The following is a 23264-nucleotide window of genomic DNA, read 5'->3' as shown; positions in this document are numbered from 1 at the left end:
ACGGGGCTAGTCGGACGAAACTGGCGCGGTGCCGCCGCAGCAGCCCCGAAGGGCCACGCCACCAAGGTGGCGAGCGGCAAAACTCGCGGCGGCCCGCTGACGCTCCGCCACAGGGACACATGGCCCACGGAGCGCTGCCAGCAGCATACCCGCAGGTCACTGCCGTGATCACAGCGGCACCGGAGCCGACGTTTGCACTGGCCGAGCGGTCACTTCCAGGTCATTCCGGCCGTGGGACACCCGCCATTGTCATGGTGCGTCCGCGGGTGGTGGGTGGCCCCGAAATTGTATCGGTCGCTCCCCCAAATACAAGGGCACCCCAAACTATTTTTGACCGAAAAGCGTGGCCAAAAATAGTTCGAGGCCCCACCCTTGCATTTGGGGCCCCTACTCCCTTGGTCAGGCGTTAAGGGCAGGCCGGGGGCCTGCCCTGGTTGCTTCGGGGCCACCCACCACCCACTCAGCACACACTCACCTCAACCGCACCGACCAGCGGGTTCGCGCCAGAAAGGCCGCCAATCGGGCCGACGGCGCACGCAACGGCGGTCGCTCATCACATCAGGCAATCGGCGATTTCAACGCCTGAAATCGCTTGAAATTGTTCGTCGAATACGCCGTCTTCGAATGGAGTAACTGCAATTGATTCGCTATCATGAAGAAGTAAGGCGATCGGGACGGCAAACCCGAGAGCCACACTCCCAACACATGAAAGTTGACAATCATGGCATCGACCATTCACCGCAAGCACCGCGCCAGCATCGACCGCGTGGTACAGGCGTTGCAAGCGCAGCCGCCGCGCATCCGGCCCGCGCTACAGGAACTCAAGCGGATGTTCACCCGCAGCGGAGAGAACCCGCCCGCGATCCTCGCCGCATGCGCAACCCTGCTCAACACCGACGCCGCGATCAGCGGTGACGTCCTCGCCGCCGTCCGCAACGTTCACGCCGAATGGGACAGCTACGGCGACGCCGAGCGCGAGCTGTTCAACCAGTGCGTTTACAGCAGCGAAACCCGCCGCGCCGTCGCCGTGACCGACGTCAACGACGTGACGGTGATGCTGCGCGAGACCCCGCCGCGCGTCGCGGACGCGCTCAACGGCCTGCGGTGGCTCAACGCCCAGACCCAGTACGCGCACCAGGCCGTATTCACCGTGTGCGGAACGCTGCTGAAGAACCCCAGCGCCGACCACCCCGCCATCGTCGAAGCCATCCAGACCGCACACCAGTTGTGGCCAGGTCTCGCCGACGACCTGCGCACCCTGGTCATGACGTGCGTGTACGCCAGCAAGGCCCGCGCCGCCCACGCCCGCGCCCGCACCGCCGCCCGGCAGCAAGCCACCGACGCCGAATCCGACGACGTGCACCGGTGCCGCAACTGTGACGGCAACCTCGCCGGGCTCCCGGAAATGCGGTACTGCTCCGACGCCTGCCGCAAGGACGCCGAGAACGCCGAGCGCCCGGCCGAAGGCGACCACACCACCACGACCGTGCGCGCCGCCGGGCATGAGCCGATCGAGCAGCAGGCCACGCGCCGCTACCTGGTCGGTGACATCGAAGCCGAGTACGACGAACACTGGCGCCAGATAGAGCAGGCCATCCCGTCCGCCGGGCTGGTCCGCAAGAACGAAAGCGCCGTCGACGCCTACGAAGCCGAACGCGAGCGGCACCGCGACACCGACAACAGCCGCGAAGCCGTGACCGACCTGACCGGCCGCACAGTCACCGAAGACGACTACGACAAGTTGGCCTTGCGCGGCATCGACCCGGATGCGTTGTGCGTGGCGTGCAACCTCGAACGCACCCCCAGCGAGCAGTGCTCCCCGAGCACGGATGACCGGTGCGAGATGTGCCGGGAGCGCAACATGCCGCCGCTGTCCACGTTCGCGCCGTCGCGCGAACTCGCCGCCGTCGCCTGACCACCCACCACACGTGCGGGGGCACCCGAACCCGGGTGCCCCCGCCTCACCCCCAACCAGGAGCCGCCACCGTGCGCACCTTCCACGACATCCTCGCCGACATCAACCGCGAACTAGCCGCCGCCGACATGATCCCGACCGACACGCCCGCCACCGTCGCCGCCTACCTGCGCGAGCTACTCACCCGCCACGTCCAGACACTGCCCGCCCCGAACGGCGGCACGATCGAAATCCTGCCAGCCGCCGCCATCCGCCTGGAGCTGCACTACCTCACGGACTACGCCCAGCCCTAACACCCGACCCGCGCACGACAGCGGCCGCCGATCTTGCGATCGGCGGCCGCTTTGCTGTGTCAGCACAGCTTCGGAACCGCGCCGGCGCCGGCAGACGGCGCCAGGGAGGCGCCTTAGTGCAGGCGCCCGCGCTCGACCGCCAATTTCGCGCACCACCACCACGCCGCACCAACCCCACCCGCCTACCCCACACGGCCACCACCACACCCCAGCCCAAACCTTCCCTGCCGCCCACTCACCCCGCCGACCACGCCACCCACCCCCATCTCACCCCAGCCTGCCCCTACCCCGCACACAGCACGTCTTGCAGACGTTCTGAACCTGGGACCGACGCCATGCCGCGGAACCTGCGCGCACCACCCCAATCGCGATTTGGAGGCGTTCGACACGCCCCCGACCACGCACGACAGGGCCTCGCCCACCGAACTTGATCGTTTCAGAGTGACGTCCAATCTTGCACGCGCACACGCGATATGAGGGCACGCAGGTCAATTGCCAGTTGCGACGCTACTGCAGGCGACTAGGTGGAAGACGAATGCGCGAGCCTGGATAAACCGTTTCACATCCCCAGGCGTGGACATGCCGCGGTCCACCGGGACCGCGCATGGAGATCGGAGAGCGACACCTGATGTCACGCACTGTCACAAGCGTTGCATTGGCCGTGGCCATTGGGCTTGGCGGGTCCTTGGCGGCGGCCGTACCCGCTAGTGCCGCCACCTACCCAGCTACACCGTTCAGTCCCATCTACATCCGAGGTGGTGCAACTGGAGGCGGCGTCATCTGGTACGCCCGTTCCGTCGGCATCCAAGGCTGGCTAGAGGACTATGCGTCCGAGGCCGGATCATCGACGGTTTATTACAATTTCTACCAGGGCAACACGTGGCTGAGCCGACAGACAAGGACAACCACCAGCGCGAAGATCCCTGTCAACTTCACTGAGGAAGGCCCCGTGGGCGGCATCACCATCGTCGACGTCTCCCTGTGCACCCCAGTGGAATGCTCGCCGATAACGACGGTCTCTCGACCCCCGACGTCGTAACCCCCGGGCCACGGAGGCTGAGGTCCGCGACGAGCCTCGCGTACATAGCGGACCTCAGCCCACGACAACCAGTACCTCTCGACCTCCGCCCGCCGAACCGGCTGTCACGAGGGGGCTAGAGGACAGCAGGCGCACCAGTTCACCGCCAAACCGTGTTTCCCCCATCAGCGTAGTCTGGTGTGGACATGATGGGCTTGCGGAAGCTGAGCCCTGGTGGTCATGAGTACCTCACGAACACGGTGGCGTGCGCCGATCGCACCCGTGAGCTCGCACCCGGCGAGCTGTTAAGTGACTACTACCTCTCCCGTGGTTACCCGGCAGGCCAATGGTTCGGCGCCGGAGCAGACCAGTTAGGACTCTCCGGCGCAGTCACCCCTGCCCAGATGAACGCCCTCTTCGGCGAAGGACGCCACCCGCACGCCGACGCCATCGAAGCAGAGATGATCACCGGCGGCGCCACCGCCGCCGAGGCCCTGAAGGCGACCCGGCTGGGCCGCCGATTCCCGCAGTACTCGGCGCTGGACCACCTGCGCTCCCAGGTAGCGCAGGCATACAAGGACTACAACCGCCTGCACGGCCGCCCGGTCGGTGCGCCGATCTCCGCGGCCAAGCGCGCCGAGCTGCGCCGCGGCGTCCAGCTGCAGGCCTACCGCAAAGCCCACGACGGCGACGGTCCCGCCAGCGACACCGAGCTGAACAAGTGGCTGGCAGAGCAGAAACGCAACCTGAAGTCCGCAGTATCGGGCTTCGAGATGGTGTTCGCACCCGACAAGTCGGTGTCGATCGCGTGGGCCCTGGCCCAACCGGCGGAGCGGAAACTGATCGCCGGGATGGTCCGCCAAGCCGCCCGCGACACGCTGTCCTGGGTGGAAAGCAACGTCGCGTACACCCGCCGCGGGAACATGGGCGAGGCGCAAGTCGACGTGAACGGCATCGTCGCGGCGCTGTTCGAGCACTGGGACTCCCGCGCCTCCGACCCGCACCTGCACATCCACGCGTTGATCTCGTCGAAGGTGCAACGCAGCGACGACGGCGAATGGACCGCGCTGGACGGCCGCACCGTCCTGGCCGCGACGGTCACCGCGTCCGAATACTTCGATAACCGCCTGCGCGACCTGTTCCGCGAACAGGGCGCCTCCTGGGTGCAGCGCGGCGTTGAAAGCGTGGACGTGAAGCGTCCGGTGTGGCAGCTGGAAGGGGTTCCCGTTGAGCTGGTGAAGCTGTTCTCGCAGCGTCATCGCCAGTTCGAAGCCGCCCGGGCGAAGCGCATCGTCGAGTTCACGGCCCAGCACGGGAAGGAACCGACCCCGAAGGACATCTTCGCGATCGACCGAGCCGCGCAGTACGACAACCGGCCCGGCAAACAGCCACCGAAGACACTGCTGGAGCACCTGCGCACGTGGCGCGAGCACGCCCTCACAGTCCTCCCCGCAAGTGTTCTGGACACGCTGAGCGGGAAGGTGTTCCTCACCGGCGGACGCGAACCGGATGCGTTCGACATCGCCAAACTCGCCGCGGCGACACGGGAAGTGGTGTCGGACAACTACGCGCACTTCTCCTGGTGGAACCTCGCCGCCGAAGCCCACCGCCAGTCCGCGCACCTGCGGATGCCCGTCGAAAAGCGCGGACCGCTGATCGTCGACGTGGTCGACACGATCCTGGCTCAGCCCGACACCCTCGCCCTGGTCGGCCCGACCGCGGTCAATGAGCCCGCCTCGTTGCGCCGCCGGGACGGCGAATCGGTGTTCGTGGAACACCACTCGACCCGCTACACCACCACCGCCACCCTCGCGGCCGAAGGCGACCTGGTCGCCTGGGCTCGCCGCGGCGGCGGGCACCGGCTCCGCGCCGACACCGTGGAGAAGGCTCTCGCCGGCCAGCGGTTGAACGCCGGGCAGGCAGAGATGGTGCGCCAGTTCGCCCGCTCCGGACGGCGCCTGCAGCTCGCGCTCGCGCCGGCCGGAGCGGGGAAGACCTCGGCGATGAAGGTGCTGGCCACGGCGTGGCGGCGCACCGGGCACCGCGTCTACGCCTTCGGCCCCTCCGCCCGGGCGGCTCAGGAGCTCGGCGCGTCGATCGGGGCGAAGCCGCACACGCTGCACCAGCTGACCACCGCGCTGTGGTTCGGGTCCGCCCATCGCGCGTTCCCGATGGCGGCCGGGGACCTGGTGATCGTCGACGAGGCGGCGATGGCCGGTACTCACACCCTGCACAAGGTCGTGAAATATGCGTTGACCAACGGCGCCGATGTGCGGCTGATCGGGGACGACGCGCAGCTGGCCGCGGTCGAGGCCGGCGGGGCGATCCGGCTGATCGCCCACGATGTCGGCGCGGTGCGGTTCCGGGAGATCGTGCGCTTTCGTGGCGAGGACCGGGAAGAGCAAGCCGCGGCGTCGTTGCAGATCCGGGCGGCGAATCCGAAGGGGCTCGAGTACTACTTCGAGCACGGCCGGGTCAGTGACGGGTCGCTGGAGACAATGCGCGACGCCGCCCGCTCGCACTGGCAGGCCGATCTCGACGCCGGTGCGCAATCGCTGCTGATTGTCCCGACCAACGAAGACACCGTCGCGCTGAACATCGAAGCCCGCGAACGGCGCCTCGCTCATGGTGCGGTCGATCGTGGCCGAGCGGTGGACCTCCACGACGCCACCACCGCGAGCGTCGGGGATTGGGTCGTTACCCGGCACAATCAGCGGCTGCTGTCACTGTTCGGGGGGAAGGATTTCGTCAAGAACGGCGACATCTGGACGGTCACCGCGGTGCACGCCAGCGGCAAGATGACCGTGCAGCACCGGGTGCACAAGGCCGCGATCACGTTGCCGGCCGGGTACGTCCGGGCGCACGTCGAGCTCGCCTACGCCGCCACCATCAACCGGGTCCAGGGCATGACCAGCACCGGCAACGCTCACCTGTTGGTGCCGCCGACGATGACCCGCGAGCAGTTCTACCCCGGGATCACCCGTGCCATGCTCCGCAACTTCATCTACGTGATCACTCATCACCACGTCATCGACCAGCACCGCGAAACCCCAGAACCGGTGTCGCCGGAGTCGGTGCTGACCGGCGTCCTGAGCCATTCCGGTGCCGAGGTGTCGGCGACCGAGACGTTGCGGGCCGCACAGGACGACGCGGTGTCGATGGGCACGCTCGTGTTGCGCTACAACTACACGGCCACCTACCGCGACGAGGACCGCTACCGCGCCGTCCTCGCCCACCACGCTCCTTCTACCGTCGATCTCGGCAGCGAGCCTGCGCTGATCCAGACGCTGCGCAACGCTCACGACCTCGGCTGGGAACCCGACCCGCTCGTCGCCACGGTCATGCGCTGGCGCCAGCCCCTCGACGAGGCCGACAACCCCGGCGCGGCGCTGCAAGCCCGGATCACCACCCACCTTGAGCGTCGCCAGCCGCCCTCACCGACCGGACCGCCGCAACTGGCCGACGTCACCCGCTGGCGGGGCATCGTGGACACGATCGCCCCGCACGCGGCCGTCGAAGACCCGGACTGGGACAAGATCTGGAACCGCGCCGCCGGTGCGCTGGCGGTCGGATTCGATGTCGACGCCGCCTTGACCGTCGTTGCCCACCAGCTCGCCGCGCGTCCGGCCGGGCCGGATCCGATGCCGGATGCCCGCTATGCCGACGCGGCTCTGGCCGCCGAGCTGCAGCGCCGGGACGAGCGCGGCGAAGCCCACGTGCGTGCCGTACCGTGGCTGGCCCGCCCCGACTTCGCCCATGTCCGCCACTATCCCGGACACGCTCAGTACCTGCACGAGATGAACCAGGCGATCAGTGACCGCGTCGATCAGCTACGCGCCGCGGTCATCCGCGACCACCCGGAATGGGTATCCAAGCTCGCGCCGCGGCCGGGCAACCCGATCGCCGCCGAGGACTGGGATGAGCTTGTCGGCCTGGTTGCCGCCTATCGCGAGACCTACCGCATCGATGGCCGGGCCCCACTGGGCGCCAAGCCCCACAGCCACGGCGCACGAGCGCATGCGTGGCGGACGCTGACGCAGCGCTGGGACACCTTCGGCCAAGGGTCAGCTCCTGCCGCCCCCGAACCTGCGGAGCCACGCACGGCCGCGCGGGCGGCCGCCGTGGACGATGTGTTCGCGGAGTTCGATCACGTCGAGGAACGGGTTGTTCTCGAGCCGTTGAACGTGCTGCTGCGCCGCTACGAGCTGCTGGCCCGTGACGGGGATGAGGACCGCTACCTCGACGTACTCGCCCGCTACGTCCCCGGCGCGGTCAACGCCGGTGCCGAGCCCGCGGCACTGGCGGCGCTCGCACGCGCCCAGGACCGCGGCTGGCAAGCCGACCGACTCGTCCGTGATCTGGTCGACGACCGAGGATTCGGCTGGGCCCAAGACCCGGCCGCGGTGCTCGCCAAGCGGATCAACGACCACGTGGCAACCCACGAGGCGCCCGCACGGATCGCGACCGCGACCGATGAACAAGTCAGCCGCTGGCAACAGATCGTGGCCACGCACCTGCCCGATGCCGCAGTCACCGATGAACGGTGGGGCATCGTGTGGCGACACGCCGCCGGAGGCGCCACCCGCGGACTCGACCCCGACACCGCGCTGACCGACGCTGCCCGCAAGGTCGCCGCGACGACGACCGGTGCCGAGCCCACCGATCCCCGGCTGACCGGCGTCGCCCTCGTCAGCGCACTTGCCCGCCAGCACGACGCCGGCACCGGGCACCACTCCGTCCTGCCATGGCAGGCCCAGCCCGATCTTGCGAACGCAGCGAATTACCACGGTTCGCTGGAGCGGATGGCGACCATGAACGCGGAGATCGCCGCACGAACCGACCAGCTTCGGGACCAAGCTGTACGGGAACAGCCCGCGTGGCTCGCGCGATTCGGTGCCCGGCCCGTGGACGCCGCACTCGCGCGGCATTGGGATCAGGTCGTCGGGCTCGCTGCGGCGTATCGTGAAACCTACGGCATCGCGACCGCGGATGCTTCCTCCCCGCTCGGCAATCAACCCACCGGCAACGACCTTCGCGCCGACGCCTGGCGGGCCATCACCCGGCAATGGAGGCACCTGATGACCACACCTGACCGCGAAGACACCGCATCGGACGTCATGCTGACCCGCGAATCGCTACGCGACGCCGCCGACGCCTATGTCGCGCGTTTCGACGCCGGACTTGCCGACGAGAGGGCTCGGGAAGAGGACGCCGCGACGGAGACGGCCGCAGCCGCACGGCGAGCCGAGCTGGAAGACGAACTCGTTGATGGCCAAGACCACGGTTACGGCGAAAGCGCCCACCGTGGACTCACCTATTAAGCGGCCCACCAAAGCGTCCGGCGAGGACAGCCACGTGACCGTCCTTGCCGGACCATCGGAGTTCTCGAAACCCTTGTCTGCAACTCAACAGTTCAGGGAGCCGTCTGCCGACTTCTACTTCTTCGTGGCCGCGACCTTCTTGCGAGGAGCACGTTTCCGCGCTGCCGGAGCGGGCTCGTCGACGACGATGGGTCGACCGTCGTTCGCGTCGAATGCCTCGATGATTTCGGTGGAGAGACGGCCACGGTCGGACACCTCGAAGCCGTTAGCACTGGCCCACTCGCGGATCTGGCGTGAGCGTTCGCGGTCCGTGGCCGTAACGCCGGGCTTCTTCACCTGGGTGGATTCCCCGGCCGCCAGTCGCACCTTACGACCGCCGATCCGACGCCCGGCCGCGACGTAGCGGGCGAGTTCGTCGCGCAGCGCGGTCGCGTTGGCGTCGGACAGGTCGATCTCGTAGCTCACCCCGTCGAGACCGAACGGCACTGTCTGCGTGGCAACACCGCCGTCGAGGTCGTCGACCATCTCCACGAGAACCTTTTGCGCCATAGCGGCAGACCTCCAGTTGCTCCGGCTGCGAAGGAAATATGCCGGGTGGGTGTCACTATAACGCAGCACCGCTAAGCGATGCCGCGTGTCAGCTTTTGTCTTCTGACGTCTCGATCGTGTCGAGGACTTTGCGTCGCCAGTTGAGGGCGAACTTGACACAGTTGTTGCAGCGACGATGACTGTGGCATTCGGGCAGCGGTGGCTGCCAACGCGCGGCGAACGACCACGCGAGAGAGTCGCCGCTGGCGATGACGTCTGCTTAACGCGCCAGACCTGGTAGTTTCGCGCCGAACGCGTGCAACCGGTAGGCCCGCTGCGGTGACGCGCGGATCGACTTCTCGGCGCTGTCGCCGCAGCTGAAGCTCGGACTGCAGTATGCCGTGCAGTGCCGCGTCGATGAACGACGAGGCCGCGCCAAGCCCTACGACATCCAGTTAATCGTCCGCTTCGCTGTCCACAGTGGAGCACGTACGCTGCTGCAATGGCCGCAAGCCGAGGGGACGCCAAGTTCGCCGATTTCACCCCGCGCGCCCACGGCAACGCCAACGCGACTCCGCTGGGGTTCCTGCGCGCCGCGCGACGGAAGGTCGACGACCTGTCCCACGGTCTGGGCTGGGACTCCGAATACGACCGCGACGTTTTTGATCTGCGGCGGGTCGGCATCCATTCCCGCGCCCGCCGGGTCCGGTTCGACGGCCTGCCACAGCCCTGGCTGCGGATGCTGGTGAAACGCTGGGCGCGGTGGAAACAGTCCAAGGAAGTCAGTCCCGTCCACATCGCCTGGTCGGTGACGCACCTGACCCGGTTCGCGGTGTTCCTGGCCGAGTCCACGGCGCCCAGTTCGCTGGCTGGGCTGGACCGAGACGCGATCGAGCGGTTCAATGCCCACATCGCCGCTGACGGGTCCTCGATCCGTTCCCGGCGCCTGTCGCTGGGCGCGCTGGCTCGGTTCCTGCTCGCAATCCGCCACCACCGATGGGAATCGACCTTGCCAGCCGGCGCGGTGGTGCACCCCGAGGACTACCCGCGCCTGGCGCCCGCGCCGCCGCGGGCGCTGTCGGAGGCAGTGATGCGGCAGCAACTGGAGAACGAGGATAACCTCGCCCGGTTCACCGACCCGATGGAGCGGCTGTTCACCATGATCCTCATGCGCAACGCTGGCCGAACCCGCAGGTACTGCTGCCGCGCCGCAAGGCCAACCCGGACGGGCGCTTGCCGCTGCCGGTGAGCACATACCGCGTCCACCTCGCGCAGTGGCTGGCCGACTGCGACGTCCGCGACGAAGACGGCCGCGCCGTCTGGGTCAAGCCGCACAAATGGCGGCACACCTTCGCGACCCGGCTGATCAACCTTGACGTCCCTCAAGACGTCGTCCGGCACCTGCTGGACCACTCCTCGCACGCGATGACCGCGCACTACGCCCGCCTGCACGAGTCCACCGTCCGACGGCACTGGGAGCAGGCCCGCAAGGTCGGAATCAGCGGCCAGACCGTCCACCTCGACACCGACGGCCAGCTGGGCGACGCGGTCTGGCTCAAGGACCGGCTCGCACGGACGAAACAGTCCCTGCCCAACGGCTACTGCGGGCTGCCACTGAAACAGACCTGCCCGCACGCCAACGATTGTCTGACCTGCCCGGTTTCATCACGACCACGGAGTTCCTGTCCGAGCACCACAAGCACCGGCGCCTGACCCTGACCCTGATCGAGACCGCGAAGACTGTCAGGCAGACCCGAGTGGCCGAGATGAACGAGCAGGTGCTGGGCAACCTGGACCGGATCATCACCTCGCTGGAAACCGGCGAGGACCCCGCCGCACAACGAGGAGCCACCAGTGCGGGCTGACAACTCCCGCTACCTCGTCGCCGCAGCCCGCCAACGCAGCGCGGCCACCCGCGAGCGCGCCGTCCGCGCGCTGCGCCACCTCGACATTACCGGGCGACCGGTCACCGTCGACGCCGTCGCCCGCCACGCCGGGTCACCCGGTCCTGGCTATACCGGCAACCTGACCTCGCCGACATCGACCGGCTCCGCGTCCGGGCTGGTTCGGCTAAGGGCATTCCGGTTAGGCAGCGGGCTTCCGACGCGTCAGTCCGGCAGCGCCTGCGGACCGCGCACGAACGTATCCGGATCCTCACTGCCGAGAATCGACAACTAAGTGACCAGCTTGCTGCCGTGCTTGGCGAGCTTCGATCGAGCAGATCGTCCGGAGGCGCGTGAGTAACAACATCCAGGCGCACGACGACCTTATGATCATCAGTCGACAGCGCAGCCGTCCAGGGGGCCACATGGCAAAGACCGTCAAGACCGCATCGCACAAGGTCTTCGAGGCAAACCTGGAACGGTCGAGGGCATTCCTGCGCATCTTCAACAAGGACCGAGGCCGGGGGCAGCCCAGTAACGACGAGAAGGAACTTCTCCGCGGATGTCTGGTGTTCGCGGTCGGTGCTCTGGACGCGTATCTCAGCGACTTGATCTTGGAGATCGTCCCTGAGCACGCTCCGAAGTCGAAGAGTCTGAATGACGCCCTCGCTCAGATCGCCAAAGCTGATCCTGGGCTCGTCCTTCGGGTCAGCTTGGCTGCCACCACCGAAGACCGACACGAAGAGTTCCGAGCAGCACTGTCGGAATGGCTGGAGACCAAGTCCTTCCAGGGCCCGGAGAAAGTCGCCAGCGCGCTTGGCTATCTGGGATGCGCCATCAGCTGGACAGACTTCGACTTCACCACCGGAGTCACGAGCGCGACAGAACTCCGGCGAGTCACTGATGAGCGTCACAAGATCGTCCACCGTGGGCAGAAGCCGTACATCACACGCGAGCTCGCCGAGAAGACGGTGACGCTGATCGCCAGCATGGCCACCCTCATCGACACCCGGGTCTGCGCCCTCTACCACTGACTGTCCATACAGGCCCCTGCCAGCTGCCGGAGCGACGTAGCCTCTCGCCGTTCCAAGGGCGAATACGGCCAGAGTCGATGCCCAGCTCGCCACAGATAACGATCTTGCATCAGTAGAGTTCGCCGTAACACGCCTTCTGACGCCGACGTTCGCTGCCTTGAGCACAACGTCCCCGACCTGAAGTCGCAGGTCAGAGCACCATGATCGACACCGACTCCAGATAATCGCGTTCTCGCACATGTGGCCTTGCGGTGCGGCCCAGAGCAGGCGGCCGATCTCGTCGCGGTAGCGACGAATCCTGGCGACGTACCGACGCGGACTGGGACCACATGCCCATGTTCCACACAGCGAAAGCTGGCTGAATCCGCCCTTCCCCAGAATCTGGTGTGTCACGAGACGCCTCTGCGGCAGTGCCGGGCTGCAGGCTCGGCCAGGGGGCATGCTTGGATGCTGCGATGGACATCGCCTCGTTCGCGATTTCGTGCTTGGCAGCCGTCGCCGCAGCTGCGGCGGTGTGGTATGGCCGCGGCCAGAAGCGTGCGGCTGATCGGTCGGCGGCGGAGGCTAAGCGTTCTGCTGACGCCGCGGCTGAAATGACTGAGATCGAGCGGGCTCGGCGTGCCGACGAGGTCAGCGACGCTGACCGCCGCCGCGTGCGGTTCGAGCTGATGCATGAGGGCGGCCATGCATATCTGCTGCGGAACGCGGGATCCGACGCGGCGTATGGAGTGCGTGTGGACACGGGCGGGCTCGGAACCGTCGGAGAGGTCGAGGAGTTCGATGAGTTCGAATCCGGACGTGAGCACAGGTATCTGCTTTCGAGGACCATCGATCCCGACGAGGCCGAGCATGTCGTGGTCACCTGGCATCACCGTCCGGACCGGTCTGACGAGCGTCGGACCGTGAAACTGCTCGGCCCGTAGTCCTACTGCGTGTACTTATTGGGCCTAACGAGCCACGACGAACCTGGCATCTGGGTGAAGCAATGAGACAGACCCAGACAGGCTGGAGAACCTCCAAAGTCGCAGACCCAATCGCACGACGCGACTGGCAATGTCTTGAACCGGCACATCGTCTGATCGGACACGTACAGTGGCACATCGAGCAATGCAAGCCAGTGCGGCCGGTGCGTCCGACCAGGAACCTCATGCCCGGCGACGGACGCAGGCGGCGTGCTCGGCCAGCCAGTTCGCGCCGACGACGCACACGATGTACAGCCCGATCACCGACGCACAAGCGCCCCTGGGACCCGATTCGCCCGCCGGTTCCCGATGAGACGACGCATGCACGATCACGGTTGGCCTCGCCCGATCAGCGGGTCGACGCCGTTTTCGGCATCTGCCCGTGCTGCTTCTTCGCGATGTTCGAGCGTGTACCGGTCGGGACGAGCCGGCGCACCGGCGGTCTTGTGGCCGTCGGAGCGGCAGCGCTGGTGGACCCACTCGGTGGCCATGCGCTCGGCGAAGCCGGGGCGCCAGTGATCATGCCAGTACTGCGCATCACGAGCGGTGGCCTTCTTGCCCAGATGGGCTTCGCGCCAGGTGTAGGCGAGGGTGGCAATCTCGGCGACCAGGCCGGGATGGTTCAACCAGCAGTCGGGGATGGCGACCGCGCAGGTGCCGGAGTTACCGACGTAGGTGTCGTTGTAGTACTGGACAAAGTGCGCGATCGTGTACAGCGGTGTTTCCCCGCGACGCCCCATGTCCTCAGCGGCCTCCGGTGGCAGGAACGTCAGCCACGGCGGCATCCGCGGATCTCTGTCCGGCTCGTCGGTCAGTTTCGCGAGCTTCTCCGACAACTTCTGAATCTTGCGGCCCAGGGCCTTGGCGACCGCCTCGAGCCCGGCGACTACCTCGTCGAGCTCGCCCAGCGACCGCGGTTCCGGTCCGTCCTCGGCGCCCGCCGACCGCTCGGTGTGGTCGGCGGCGTCGTCCGGGTGTGCCGCGATGTCGTCGTCGCTCATCGCGGATCACCAGGGCTAGAGCCTGTTTCAATGTCGTAGCCACTCGTTGATCGCCGCGATGTGGACGGTTGCCTCGTAGCGGACTGCGAGTTTGTCGAACCGTGTGGCCACCGCCCGGTTGCGTTTGAGCCGGTTGATGCCGCACTCGACCGCATGCCGTTGCTTGTAGATCTCTGGGTCAAATGCTGGTGGTCGCCCACCGGCCCGGCCGCGGTTGCGGCGATGCCGGACCTGATCAGAAGGCTGGGGAATCGTGCACGCGATCCCGCGCCGCCGCAGATAGGCCCGGTTGGCGCGGGAACTGTAGGCCTTGTCCGCCAGGACACGATCCGGCCGGGTCCGGGCTCGCCCACCACCAATCCGGGCGACCCGGACCCTTGCCAGCACCGCCTCGAACTGCGGCGAGTCACCGCGTTGACCGGCGGTCACCAGCAACGACAGTGGTTTCTGGCCTTGCTCGGTGGCCAGGTGCAGCTTGGTCGTCCAGCCTCCCCGCGACCGGCCCAGCGCGTGGTCGGCTGGTTCGGGCTCGCCGATACCGCCTGGCGGTTCTTTCTGCAGGTCACACTCGATGCGGGCACCTGCTGCGTGCTGGTGCGCCCGGTTGATCGTGGAATCCACGCTCACGTCCCAGGTGATCAGCCCGGCGGCGTCGGCCCGGGTCTGCAACCCGGCCAGGATCAGCGCCCACACACCGGCGCGCTGCCAGCGCCGGAACAAGCCATAGACGGTTTGCCAGCAGCCATACTCGGGTGGGACGTCACGCCACGGCGAGCCGACACGGACCCGCCAGCGGATGCCGTCCAGGAGCTGGCGTTTACTCCACAGTGGCGGGCGGCCGGGCTTCTTACCGACGGGCAGCAGCGGTTCCAGGATCGCCCACTGCGCGTCAGTCAGATCGGCTCGCCCCGCCGCCGCTACGCTGGGCACGAGGTCTCCGGTGTTCTTGATCAGCTTGGTCGTTGATCGGTCTACCGGAGACCTCGTCTATTTGATCCAAGACACGCCGCACCCACAACGCCGGCCAGAAACTCCGCTGGTCAGCACATCAAAACAGGCTCTAGGCCGCGACAGCGGGTAGCCGTCGGGCGTGATCGCGACCCGGCCGGACCGGATCACCGCGACGTCGGCCTGCAGCTGGGGCCAGTCAGGGCGTTGCTCGACGTCGACGGTTCGGCCGAGGATCGGGCGAAGGTTGCCGTGCAGGATCAGCACCCGGCCGCGGTCGAGGGTGCGGATGTCGCCGGCGCGCAACGTCGGGACGGTCTCCTCGCCGCTGGCGCCGCGGCCGACACTGAACAGTCCGTCGCTGTGGTGCTGGTGGGTGCGGCGGCGGTGCTGCCCGGACAGAGTGGACAGCCACTCCAGGGTCTTGTCGTCTTTCAGCCCTGGGAAGGCGGTCAGGGTGAGCGTGTTGTCGATCAGTTGCAGCCGGCCCGGTTCGCCGTAGAGCTCGTCCAGCTGGGAACGCGACTGCGCCGACCAGTGGATCACCACGCCGCGTCCGGCGGAGTCGGCGATGATCGCCGGCAACCGCGGCACCGGTGTCCCAGCGAACAGCTCATCCAGGATCGCGGTGGCCGGTGGTTCCAGCCGTCGGCGTTCTCGGCGCAGCGCGGTGTCCTGGGCGGTGGTGAGGATCTGTTCGACCAGCGCGGTGAGGACGGGCCGGGCCTGCGGGGCTTGGTGTTCCCCGGCGATGACGAACAGGGCGCCGTGGCTGCGCAGGAACTCGTCGATGTTCAGTTCCTCGGCCGGGCTGGGGGTGGCGAAGTGGCGGATGGCGGGGTTCATGAACGGCTCGATCGCACGGCGGACCGACATCCAGACCGCGTCGGAGGTCTCGGCGACCATCCCGATCTCCGCTTCGAGGTTCTCCGCCAACCGTGGATACTGCTGCTCTAGCAGCTCCACGGGCTCGCGGTCGGCAGGTTTGGCGATCGACCACCGCACGAGGTGGTCGACATTGCGGTGGTGGCTGGCGGCGGCGAGCAGATACGCCTGCATGACGATCATCGCCCGGCCGCGGAACACGGCGTCGTTCCCGCCGACGTTCTCCAAGCCCAGCGAGGATGCTTCGATCAGGGTTTCGGCGCGACGGAGCGCGACGGCGGGGTCGGCGCAGCCGGTGATCGGGGACCAGCGGGCGTGCGCGGGCCAGGACAGCGTGCCGGTAGCGTCGATGACCAGCACTGGCCCCGCGACCGGGCGGCGGGTGCGGGCCATCAGGCACCACTCGGCAAGGTCGGTCTTCGTTGTCGAGGCGACCAACGCTCCAGGAGCGGCGAGGACCTTGTGCACCAGATCGGTACGCGACTTGCCCGAGCGCGTCGGTGCGATCGTCCCGGTCGGAGTTTCCAGCGACGTCACCAGCTGCTCGCGGCGGGGACCGCGATGCAACGGCACCGCGATCTGCTCCACCGGCGCAGTGCGGCGCTGTTCGTCGGTGAGGTCGGCGCGGGTCCACGCGGCGGTCTTCCGCGCGGCCGCGACGGACAGGGTTCTGGCGATGTCGCGGCGGGTGGCGTGCCCGGCGTCCGCTGGTGCCACTCGTCTCCAGACCGGCACCGCGGTGCCGATGGTCAGGCTGGCGGCGAGCATGGTGATCGTGGTGAACCAGATGTAGAACGCGAGCTGGTGATCGCTCACGGCGCCGGTCCACGGGACCGGCAAGCGCGTCCCGGGATCGGCGGCGTGGAAGGCGACGGTGAGGGCGAAGCGAGGCCAGGCGGTGATCGGAGGCCAGGCCCAGGCGCCGGTGTGGAAGCCGGTGACCAGGACTGCCGCGGTGACGACGATGATGCCGAGGACGCAGACGATCGCCAGCGCGGCGACCGCGAGGCCGATCAGGGCGACATCGCGGTCCAGGGTGAGTCTGTCGGTGCGTGTGTGTGGCATGAGCCGCTCCCTCCCGGACAGCGGGAGGGCGGCAGCACGAGGTTCATCGCAGTGGGCTCCCTCCCGGCGGCGGGGAGGGCGAATCGGGATCGGCGATCCGGCGGATCGCGACGATCTTCGAGGTCCAAGTGGACAGGGGTTCGAGGATGACGCCGGTGCCAGTGTCGTAGGCATCGACGATCAGGCCGTGTCCGGCGTACATCCCGACGTGGCGCGGGACTCGTGCGGTGCCGAGCGCTCCGGGGATGAACAGCAGATCTCCGGGCTGTACGTGCTGGATCGCGGCGACGGCGTGGCCGGCGTGGACTTGGCTGAGTGTGCCGGCTGGGATCCCGATCCCGGCGGCGGCCCAGGAGGCGAGCATCAGCCCGGAGCAGTCGTAGGCGTTCGGGCCTTTCGCGCCCCAGACGTAAGGTTTACCGAGCTGGCCCAGGGCGAAGCCGACCGCGGCCCGTTGGCGGACATCGGTGGGCAGCGTGAACCCCGGTGGCAGCGTCGTCGGGTCGACCGGGCCCGGCTCGCGGGGAACGTCGGATCCGTCTTGGTCGGGACACAACGTCTGCGCCTGAACGGCTTCGGTGCCGCCGCCAGGTGGCGTGGGTGGGCTCGGGTTGTCGGGGCCATTCCAGAACCGATCGACGATCGCTGCGGCAGCGGATTCGCGTGGGGCGTAGCGGTCGGGGAAGCCGCTGCGCTGGACCGCCTGTTCCGCCCGTCCCGGCGCCATGGTGTCCCAGCCAGGCAGTGCGAGGAGGGCGTCGAGGAACTTATCGGTGGCGTAGACAGGGTTGAGGATTTGCTCACGGGTGCCCCACCCCTGGCTCGGACGTTGCTGAAAGACCCCGACCGAGTCGCGGTCTCCGTAGTCGAGGTTGCGCAGCCGCGACTCGACCATCCCGGTGGTGACCGCGAGGACCGCGGCCCACCGGGGCAGGCGGCGTTGCTGGACGACGTCGACGATGGTGCGGGCGATGTCCATCTCGCTGGCGCCCAGCTGCTGGCGATCTACGACGACGGAGCCACCACCGGGGCCGCCCTGGTCGCAGCCGGTCAGCTGCACGATCGTCGCGGTCGCGACAGGCCCGACGGTGAGCGTGAGTGCGAGGATCGGCAGCAACACCAGCCCGACCAGTGCACCGGTCACGGCTACGACAACGTTGTTGCGCCTCATGGCGTCGTCACCGTCATCTCGTTGGGAGATAACGGGTTCTGTCTCCGGGTGAGTTGAGAGTTGGTGTCAAAGACTTGCCGCTCGACCCGGCTGAGCACCGTCTGAATCTTGAGCCCGCTCCGATTTTCGATCTTCCACAGGGCGCGGCCTTGACGGTCGTTGGCCCAGCTGGTCGTGGCTTCTTGCTCTTTCTCCGATAGTGCAAGGACGTCAGCCAGTTCGCTGGCCACGCGCGTCGACTGTCCGAGCAGGACTCGGATCGAGCACAGGGCGAGCAGGTCGCGGGCGATGGCGACTTCCTGGGAACCGGTGGTGCCGACGGAGAGGAAGTCGCCGGGTTTGTGGCTGACCAGTATTTGGATTTTGCGTTCCGCGCGCGACAGCCGCAGTTCGCTGTCGACGGCCTGGATGGCCCGCAGGCCCAGTCGCAGTTGCCGCCAGATCTCGTCGCGGACGACGATCCGCAGCTCCCCGTCCTCCTGCAGGTCGGTGGCCAGCGACGACCATGAGCCGAGGCAGGTCAGGGCGACGGCGAGGGCCTGGTCGCCGCGGGTGCGCAGCCGGGATAGGTCCAGGCTCTGGATCGGGGCGTCCCAGTCGACGGTGAAGTTCGTCTGCGCGTCGAACAGCCCGGCTAGCGGGCCGCTGATCAAGTTGGCCAGGGCGTCGGTGATGGAGCGTAGGTGGTCGAGGAACTGGCGGCGGCTGGCGAAGCGAAGGTTCTGCCACAGCTGCTCATCCGGATCTGAAAGCATCCGGTGGACGTCGGGGATGGTGATCGGTGCGAGGCGGCTGTAGCCGTCGCTGACGCCGAGCAGCTGCCGCAGCGCCGCCGAGAGGGCGGCCTCGTCAGTGACGGTGGGTCGGTAGCCTTGGGCTTCGGCGAGCGCGACCAGGAGCTGCACCCAGCGGCCCAGGACCCCGTCGACCTCGTCGCGTTGCCGCTCGGTCGACCAGGTGTCCCAGCGCGCGGCCAAGGGGCCGAGGTCGAGGGCGTTGAGGCGGGCGTTGCTGCCCCGGCCGAGCATGATTGGCGTGACGCCCAGCGCGTGCAGCAAGGGGGTGTATTCGCCTTTGACGTCGCCGGAGATCAGGGTGCGGACGCCGGTGAGCATCATCCGCAGCAGGAACGCCACCACGGTGGAGCTCTTGCCGCGGCCGGGTTCTCCGAACAGGACCATGTTCGGGTTGGTGCAGATCGCGCGGAGGACGAACTCGACAGGGTGCAGGTAGAACGCGCCGCCACTGTGGACGTCGTAGCCCATCCTGGCTCCGACCGCGGGCAGCGGACTCGCCGCGAGCAGCGGAAACAGACCGCCGATCTCGTGGGTTGCGGCTTGATACACCTGCAGCGGCGCTGCCACCGGGGACCAGCCGTACCCCGGCCGGGCGAATCCCCGCTGCGGCGCGGCCCGCTGGTTTAGCCCCGCGCGGCGGCTATCAGCACCTCGGCGGTGTCCCGGCGGGCGGGTACTGACCGCGGGCCCGAACGTCGAGAGCAGCTCAGCGGCGGTCCGTTCGTTCTGTGGGCCGCTCACGACGCACCTCCGCGGAGCCGAGGCAACCCCAGGCCGACCGGCAGTACGGCGGCGACGAACCCGGCGTCTTGGGCCAGTTCCATCCGCAGGAGCTGGAAGCGGCCAGCGATGTCGTTCTCCAACTTGGCCGCGTGGTCCTCGACGTTCCAAGTCCCGGGGACTGTGACCGCCGCGGCGACGGCGAAACGGACGATCCCGTGTCCGGCCGCGACCGCATGCTCCTGCGCCCGGGCACCTCCCGCCTCACGCGCTTCGGCCGCCCCGGAGTTGAAGCCCTTCGACGACTTCCAGTCCCGCACGACGCCGGTGCGGAACCGAAGGCGACGCACGGCCTTGCGGGACCGGTGTTGCGACAAGGTCTCGTAGTGGATGGCGAGGCTGCGGCGCTCGCCCGCGGTCTTGACCGCCAGCAGCCCACCCAGCGACCCGAACACCGTCCCGGCCTCGGGCATCAACACCGAATAGGACACGGTCGCGAAGCCGTCGTGCTGATACGCCCGTGCGGAGGGTTCCGGGGCGTGGACGGGACCGGCGGTCGCCCACCGGACCCCGGAGTCGCCGCCGGCCTGGTGGCGGCGTGCGGCCAGCCCGGCCGCAGTGGCCGGGTTGAAGCCGGTACGGATCGCCACCGCCAGCTCCGGACCCGAGAGCCACTTCACGCCGGTGGCGCCGAGGGACTTCAGCTTGTCCTCGAGCCCGTCCAGCACGCGGTAGAGCACGGCCGCGCGGCCGGTGACGCCGCCACCGGCCGCCGCGGCTGGGCGTCGCAGGGCGTCTTCGGTGCCGGAGAGGGTGACGAAGACCTCGTGCCGGACCGACACCGCCCCGACCAGCCGGTCCAGCTCCGCGGTGGCCCGCCGCGCGAGCGCGGGGGCGTCGGCGACCTCGTGTTCGGCACGCCAGGCCTGGTAGTCGGCGCCATCGTCGGGGACAGTGCGCACCAGCAGGCTCATCCGGTCGATGACCTCCCGGTGCCCGATCGACAGCAACAGGTTGCCGAGCCGGTTGGCCAGCCGCTCGCACTGGGCATCCGACAACATCCCGACCCCGGCGTGGGTCAGCCGAGCGGTAGCGCCCCACCGGCCTTCGCCGGTGTCGTGGATCAGGCACACTCTGCCCACATCACGCAGCGGCGGCCCGTCGGGGAACCGCAGCCGGGCCAACACCCCGGGCAGGTCCGGCTCGTCCAGGTCCCGGGCTTGGCCGGTGACCGCACGCGACTGCCACCGCGACCACCTCAACGTGACGCCCGTGCGGTAGAGCAGCAGATGCCACAGCCACCGCAGCGCCGGGCGGCCCCGCACCGGCACCACCACGAGCATCGCTACCGTGCCGCAGAGCCCAACCAAACCCAGTGCCTGCCCGAAGCGTCCGGCCGCGAGGGCGAGAATCACCGGCACGGCCAGCCCCACACACACCAACGCCTGCACCGGCGTCAGCCCGACGATCCAGCCAGCGCGCTCCCTGCGGGACAGTCCTTTGTAGATCCTGGTCGCCGCGCTCATAGCAGCACCGCCGCGCCCTCGGCTTCCCCGGCCGCGGCGCCGCCCCCGTCGTCATCCGGCGGCGAACCGCCTGGAGGTTTCAGCGTCGGCGGAGACGGCGGACCGGCATCGCCGGGCGGGTCCAGGGCCGGCGACTCCCCGTCGTCATCACCGTCAGTGGCGGCCCCGGCCACCGGTTCGCCGCCGCTACTGTCGGCCGCTGCCACGGCGGGATCCCCCGTCTCGGCCGGCGGGTCGGCTCCGGCGTCCCCTGCGCCACCGGGCTTCTCGGCGTCGGACCCGCCGGACGCTGTTCCCGCGCCCTCTTTCGCGGATGCGTGCTCGTCCTCGGTCACGTCGATTGGCCCGGTGGTCGTGTCATCGTCTGCGGCGGCCTGGTCGAAGCGATCGACGTTCGCCTGCTCCTGACTATCGCCACCGTCTTCCCCGTCACCACCGTTTCCTTTGTCGCCGAACTCTTTGCGTGCCTTGTTCCAGAACGCTCCGGCCATCCGCCCGGCGACGCTGTTCGCGCCGTGTGAGTCCAGCCCGGCATCCGCGAGCTTGTCCCGGAACGCGCCCTGCGGGTCGGAGTCCGGGTCGACGAACGCGAACAGCTTGAACAGCACCAGCGGCACCAACAGCGCGACGAACAGCACCCCGATGCCGGCCAGCAGCCCGGACAGGCCCTGGGCGCCGCCGACGATCGCCACGGCCAGCACCAGCACGAACGCCAGCGCCGGCTTCATCACGATCGCGACCACGCCCCAGCGGACGACCTTCCAGTACCAGCGCGCGGTCGCATCCGCCACCAAGCCGGCGGCGGCGATGGCGATCGTGGCGACCAGCACGTAGATCGCGGCCTCGCGGAACACTGCCTCGAACGCGAAGCCCAACGCGGCCGGGATCACCCCGAAGGCTCCGGTCAGGCCGAGCACGACGTTCTTCACCTCGTCCGACAGTGCGTCGGTGAAGCCGGTCATGTTCAGCGCGTCCCGGAAGTTCTCCACACGCAGCCCGGTGGACAGGATCGCCTGGGTCAGGCCGTCGGCCGCGGCAAGGAACGCCGCGACCACGCTCACGGTGACCGCGAGGGCGATCCCGTATTGGATCGGCCCGGTGATCAGACGGACGAATCCGCGGCCGCCGCGGGCGACGGTGGTGATGATCTGCCAGAAGAACATGCCCAACGCGATCACTCCGGAGATCCACAGCGTCATCGGCCACAGAATCGAGACCGGCCCGTCCGTGGTGGACACGGTCAGCACGGAGAACTGGTCGACAAGCTGGAAGGCAGTGCGCAGCAGGAACAGCGCCGCGGCCCAGGTGGCCGCCATCAGCGGCTCGAGGATCCCATCGGCGACAACACCGACCGCTCCGCCGGCTACCTGTCCCAGTTTGTCCAGCAGATCCAGCGGGTTCACCGGGCACCGTCCCGGATCAGGGGCCGGTACCCGGCTTTGACCGACTCGATACTGCCTGGCCACGCGCAGGGGGCATAGGCGGCGCGGGCACCGGGGGCGATGCGCCAGGCGGTGCCGGTCCAGCGCAGAGCTTGGCAGTCGCCGATGCCCATGCTCGTGGTCTGGCCCTGATAGTCGAAGCTCGCCTGACCGAGCGTGCACACGACCGCGAACCGGCCCTCTTCGGCGGTGCCCTTGATCAGGCCCTGGGTAACGTCGTAGGTCACGGTCAAGCCGGGCTTGATCTCGCCCGGCCGGATGCCGGCGCGGTCGCGGAAAGAGGTCAGCAGCGCGTACAGGCCGCTGCCCTGCGCAGCAGGAGCGTGCGGCAGCGCCGACTCCGCGTAAGCCCGCAGGTACGTCGCCGGGTCGCCGCCGCGCAGCGCGGTTTCGTTCAGGTCGGTCAGCCAGCCGAGCGCGCCTTCGGCGGTGGCCGGGAACCCGTCAGTGATCCAGCGGGTCGCGATCGGCGCCGGGCGCGGCACGGTGATCGGCGGCCCCGCCGTCGCGGTGGTGAGTTCGTGTGGCAATGCCGCGTCAAGCGGCAGCGTCAGCATCGGACGGGTGGCCAACGCGGTTGCTTCATCGACCGGCGCCGTGGGTGGAGCCGGCGATGGGATGGCGGGCGGACTCGCGCCTGCGGGCAGCGAAGGTGGTGCCGTCGCTTGCCGGGCAACGACCACGACCGCGACGGCGGCGACGAGCACGACGGTGACGGTGATCAGGCGGCCTGCTCGCCTACGCGAGCGCGGCGC

At 68.5% G+C, this 23264-nt stretch carries 17 protein-coding genes and 1 pseudogene; 7 read left to right on the top strand and 11 right to left on the bottom strand.

The window, feature by feature from the left end; genetic code table 11:
* Positions 1-721: 721 nt before the first annotated feature.
* The 3 genes from QP939_RS28355 (at position 722) to mobF (ending at position 8547) form a co-directional block, all read left to right on the top strand.
* On the top strand, positions 722-1915 hold the full coding sequence (locus tag QP939_RS28355) for a hypothetical protein (protein ID WP_285449260.1): 1194 nt from the start codon (positions 722-724) through the stop codon (positions 1913-1915).
* A 71-nt stretch (positions 1916-1986) separates the two neighbouring features.
* Positions 1987-2208 carry a hypothetical protein gene (locus QP939_RS28350; protein ID WP_285449259.1) on the top strand — a complete coding sequence of 74 codons (222 nt, stop codon included), beginning with the start codon at positions 1987-1989 and terminating at the stop codon, positions 2206-2208.
* A gap of 1224 nt (positions 2209-3432) precedes the next feature.
* Positions 3433-8547, top strand: a complete 5115-nt coding sequence (gene mobF, locus QP939_RS28345; protein WP_285449258.1) for a MobF family relaxase — start codon at positions 3433-3435, stop codon at positions 8545-8547.
* Between the two features lie 114 nt (positions 8548-8661).
* Here the strand turns inward: mobF and QP939_RS28340 are convergent, their stop codons facing one another.
* Positions 8662-9096, bottom strand: coding sequence for a histone-like nucleoid-structuring protein Lsr2 (locus QP939_RS28340; protein WP_285449257.1), 435 nt, complete (start codon positions 9094-9096; stop codon positions 8662-8664).
* Positions 9097-9184: 88 nt separating this feature from the next.
* Positions 9185-9346 (bottom strand): deazapurine DNA modification protein DpdA family protein, encoded by a 162-nt coding sequence (locus QP939_RS52240; RefSeq protein WP_434219682.1) that lies wholly within the window; start codon positions 9344-9346, stop codon positions 9185-9187.
* Between the two features lie 231 nt (positions 9347-9577).
* On the opposite strand from QP939_RS52240, the gene QP939_RS28335 reads away from it, so the two are divergent.
* The 3 genes from QP939_RS28335 to QP939_RS28325 all read left to right on the top strand — a co-directional run bounded on the left by QP939_RS28335 (position 9578) and on the right by QP939_RS28325 (position 11992).
* Complete coding sequence (locus QP939_RS28335; protein WP_285449256.1) at positions 9578-10324, top strand: site-specific integrase; 747 nt, start codon at positions 9578-9580, stop codon at positions 10322-10324.
* Complete coding sequence (locus QP939_RS28330) at positions 10321-10788, top strand: tyrosine-type recombinase/integrase (RefSeq protein WP_285449255.1); 468 nt, start codon at positions 10321-10323, stop codon at positions 10786-10788. Before QP939_RS28335 ends, QP939_RS28330 begins: the two co-directional genes overlap by 4 nt.
* A gap of 523 nt (positions 10789-11311) precedes the next feature.
* The gene (locus QP939_RS28325) at positions 11312-11992 is read left to right on the top strand and encodes a HEPN domain-containing protein (protein WP_285449254.1); all 681 of its coding nucleotides are present in this window, start codon (positions 11312-11314) and stop codon (positions 11990-11992) included.
* 219 nt (positions 11993-12211) lie between these two features.
* On the opposite strand, the pseudogene QP939_RS52235 reads toward QP939_RS28325, so the two are convergent.
* Positions 12212-12433 (bottom strand): annotated as a pseudogene (locus QP939_RS52235) (deazapurine DNA modification protein DpdA family protein); the annotation flags it as partial.
* 14 nt (positions 12434-12447) lie between these two features.
* Between QP939_RS52235 and QP939_RS28320 the strand changes: the two are divergent.
* The gene (locus QP939_RS28320; protein ID WP_285449253.1) at positions 12448-12915 is read left to right on the top strand and encodes a hypothetical protein; all 468 of its coding nucleotides are present in this window, start codon (positions 12448-12450) and stop codon (positions 12913-12915) included.
* Positions 12916-13283: 368 nt separating this feature from the next.
* Here QP939_RS28320 and QP939_RS28315 read toward each other — a convergent pair whose 3' ends face one another.
* From QP939_RS28315 to QP939_RS28280, 8 genes are read right to left on the bottom strand one after another with little or no spacing between them, the layout of a single operon-like run.
* Positions 13284-13955 (bottom strand): hypothetical protein, encoded by a 672-nt coding sequence (locus QP939_RS28315; RefSeq protein WP_285449252.1) that lies wholly within the window; start codon positions 13953-13955, stop codon positions 13284-13286.
* A gap of 27 nt (positions 13956-13982) precedes the next feature.
* A complete protein-coding gene (locus QP939_RS28310; RefSeq protein WP_285449251.1) occupies positions 13983-14885 on the bottom strand; it encodes an IS5 family transposase in 903 nt (300 codons plus the stop codon).
* A 57-nt stretch (positions 14886-14942) separates the two neighbouring features.
* A complete protein-coding gene (locus QP939_RS28305; RefSeq protein WP_285449250.1) occupies positions 14943-16853 on the bottom strand; it encodes a type IV secretory system conjugative DNA transfer family protein in 1911 nt (636 codons plus the stop codon).
* Positions 16854-16896: 43 nt separating this feature from the next.
* A complete protein-coding gene (locus QP939_RS28300) occupies positions 16897-18024 on the bottom strand; it encodes a C40 family peptidase (RefSeq protein ID WP_285449249.1) in 1128 nt (375 codons plus the stop codon).
* Complete coding sequence (locus QP939_RS28295) at positions 18021-19562, bottom strand: ATP-binding protein (protein WP_285449248.1); 1542 nt, start codon at positions 19560-19562, stop codon at positions 18021-18023. The genes QP939_RS28300 and QP939_RS28295 overlap by 4 nt, the downstream gene beginning before the upstream one ends.
* The gene (locus QP939_RS28290; RefSeq protein ID WP_285449247.1) at positions 19559-21067 is read right to left on the bottom strand and encodes an SCO6880 family protein; all 1509 of its coding nucleotides are present in this window, start codon (positions 21065-21067) and stop codon (positions 19559-19561) included. Before QP939_RS28290 ends, QP939_RS28295 begins: the two co-directional genes overlap by 4 nt.
* Complete coding sequence (locus QP939_RS28285; protein ID WP_285449246.1) at positions 21064-22470, bottom strand: ICP22 family protein; 1407 nt, start codon at positions 22468-22470, stop codon at positions 21064-21066. The genes QP939_RS28290 and QP939_RS28285 overlap by 4 nt, the downstream gene beginning before the upstream one ends.
* Complete coding sequence (locus QP939_RS28280) at positions 22467-23216, bottom strand: hypothetical protein (RefSeq protein ID WP_285449245.1); 750 nt, start codon at positions 23214-23216, stop codon at positions 22467-22469. Before QP939_RS28280 ends, QP939_RS28285 begins: the two co-directional genes overlap by 4 nt.
* Positions 23217-23264: the final 48 nt, after the last annotated feature.

Source organism: Amycolatopsis nalaikhensis, from assembly GCF_030264295.1.
Lineage (GTDB): Bacteria > Actinomycetota > Actinomycetes > Mycobacteriales > Pseudonocardiaceae > Amycolatopsis > Amycolatopsis nalaikhensis.
Note: the sequence above shows the minus strand (reverse complement) of the source record. Positions and strands in the feature narration are given on the sequence as shown.

Bases quoted from the DNA above. Each gene is read 5' to 3' on its own strand.
- QP939_RS28355 (WP_285449260.1), top strand. From the start codon at position 722: ATGGCATCGACCATTCACCGCAAGCACCGCGCCAGCATCGACCGCGTG.
- mobF (WP_285449258.1), top strand. From the start codon at position 3,433: ATGATGGGCTTGCGGAAGCTGAGCCCTGGTGGTCATGAGTACCTCACG.
- QP939_RS28340 (WP_285449257.1), bottom strand. From the start codon at position 9,096: ATGGCGCAAAAGGTTCTCGTGGAGATGGTCGACGACCTCGACGGCGGT.
- QP939_RS28335 (WP_285449256.1), top strand. From the start codon at position 9,578: ATGGCCGCAAGCCGAGGGGACGCCAAGTTCGCCGATTTCACCCCGCGC.
- QP939_RS28320 (WP_285449253.1), top strand. From the start codon at position 12,448: ATGGACATCGCCTCGTTCGCGATTTCGTGCTTGGCAGCCGTCGCCGCA.
- QP939_RS28315 (WP_285449252.1), bottom strand. From the start codon at position 13,955: ATGAGCGACGACGACATCGCGGCACACCCGGACGACGCCGCCGACCAC.
- QP939_RS28305 (WP_285449250.1), bottom strand. From the start codon at position 16,853: ATGCCACACACACGCACCGACAGACTCACCCTGGACCGCGATGTCGCC.
- QP939_RS28300 (WP_285449249.1), bottom strand. From the start codon at position 18,024: ATGAGGCGCAACAACGTTGTCGTAGCCGTGACCGGTGCACTGGTCGGG.
- QP939_RS28290 (WP_285449247.1), bottom strand. From the start codon at position 21,067: ATGAGCGCGGCGACCAGGATCTACAAAGGACTGTCCCGCAGGGAGCGC.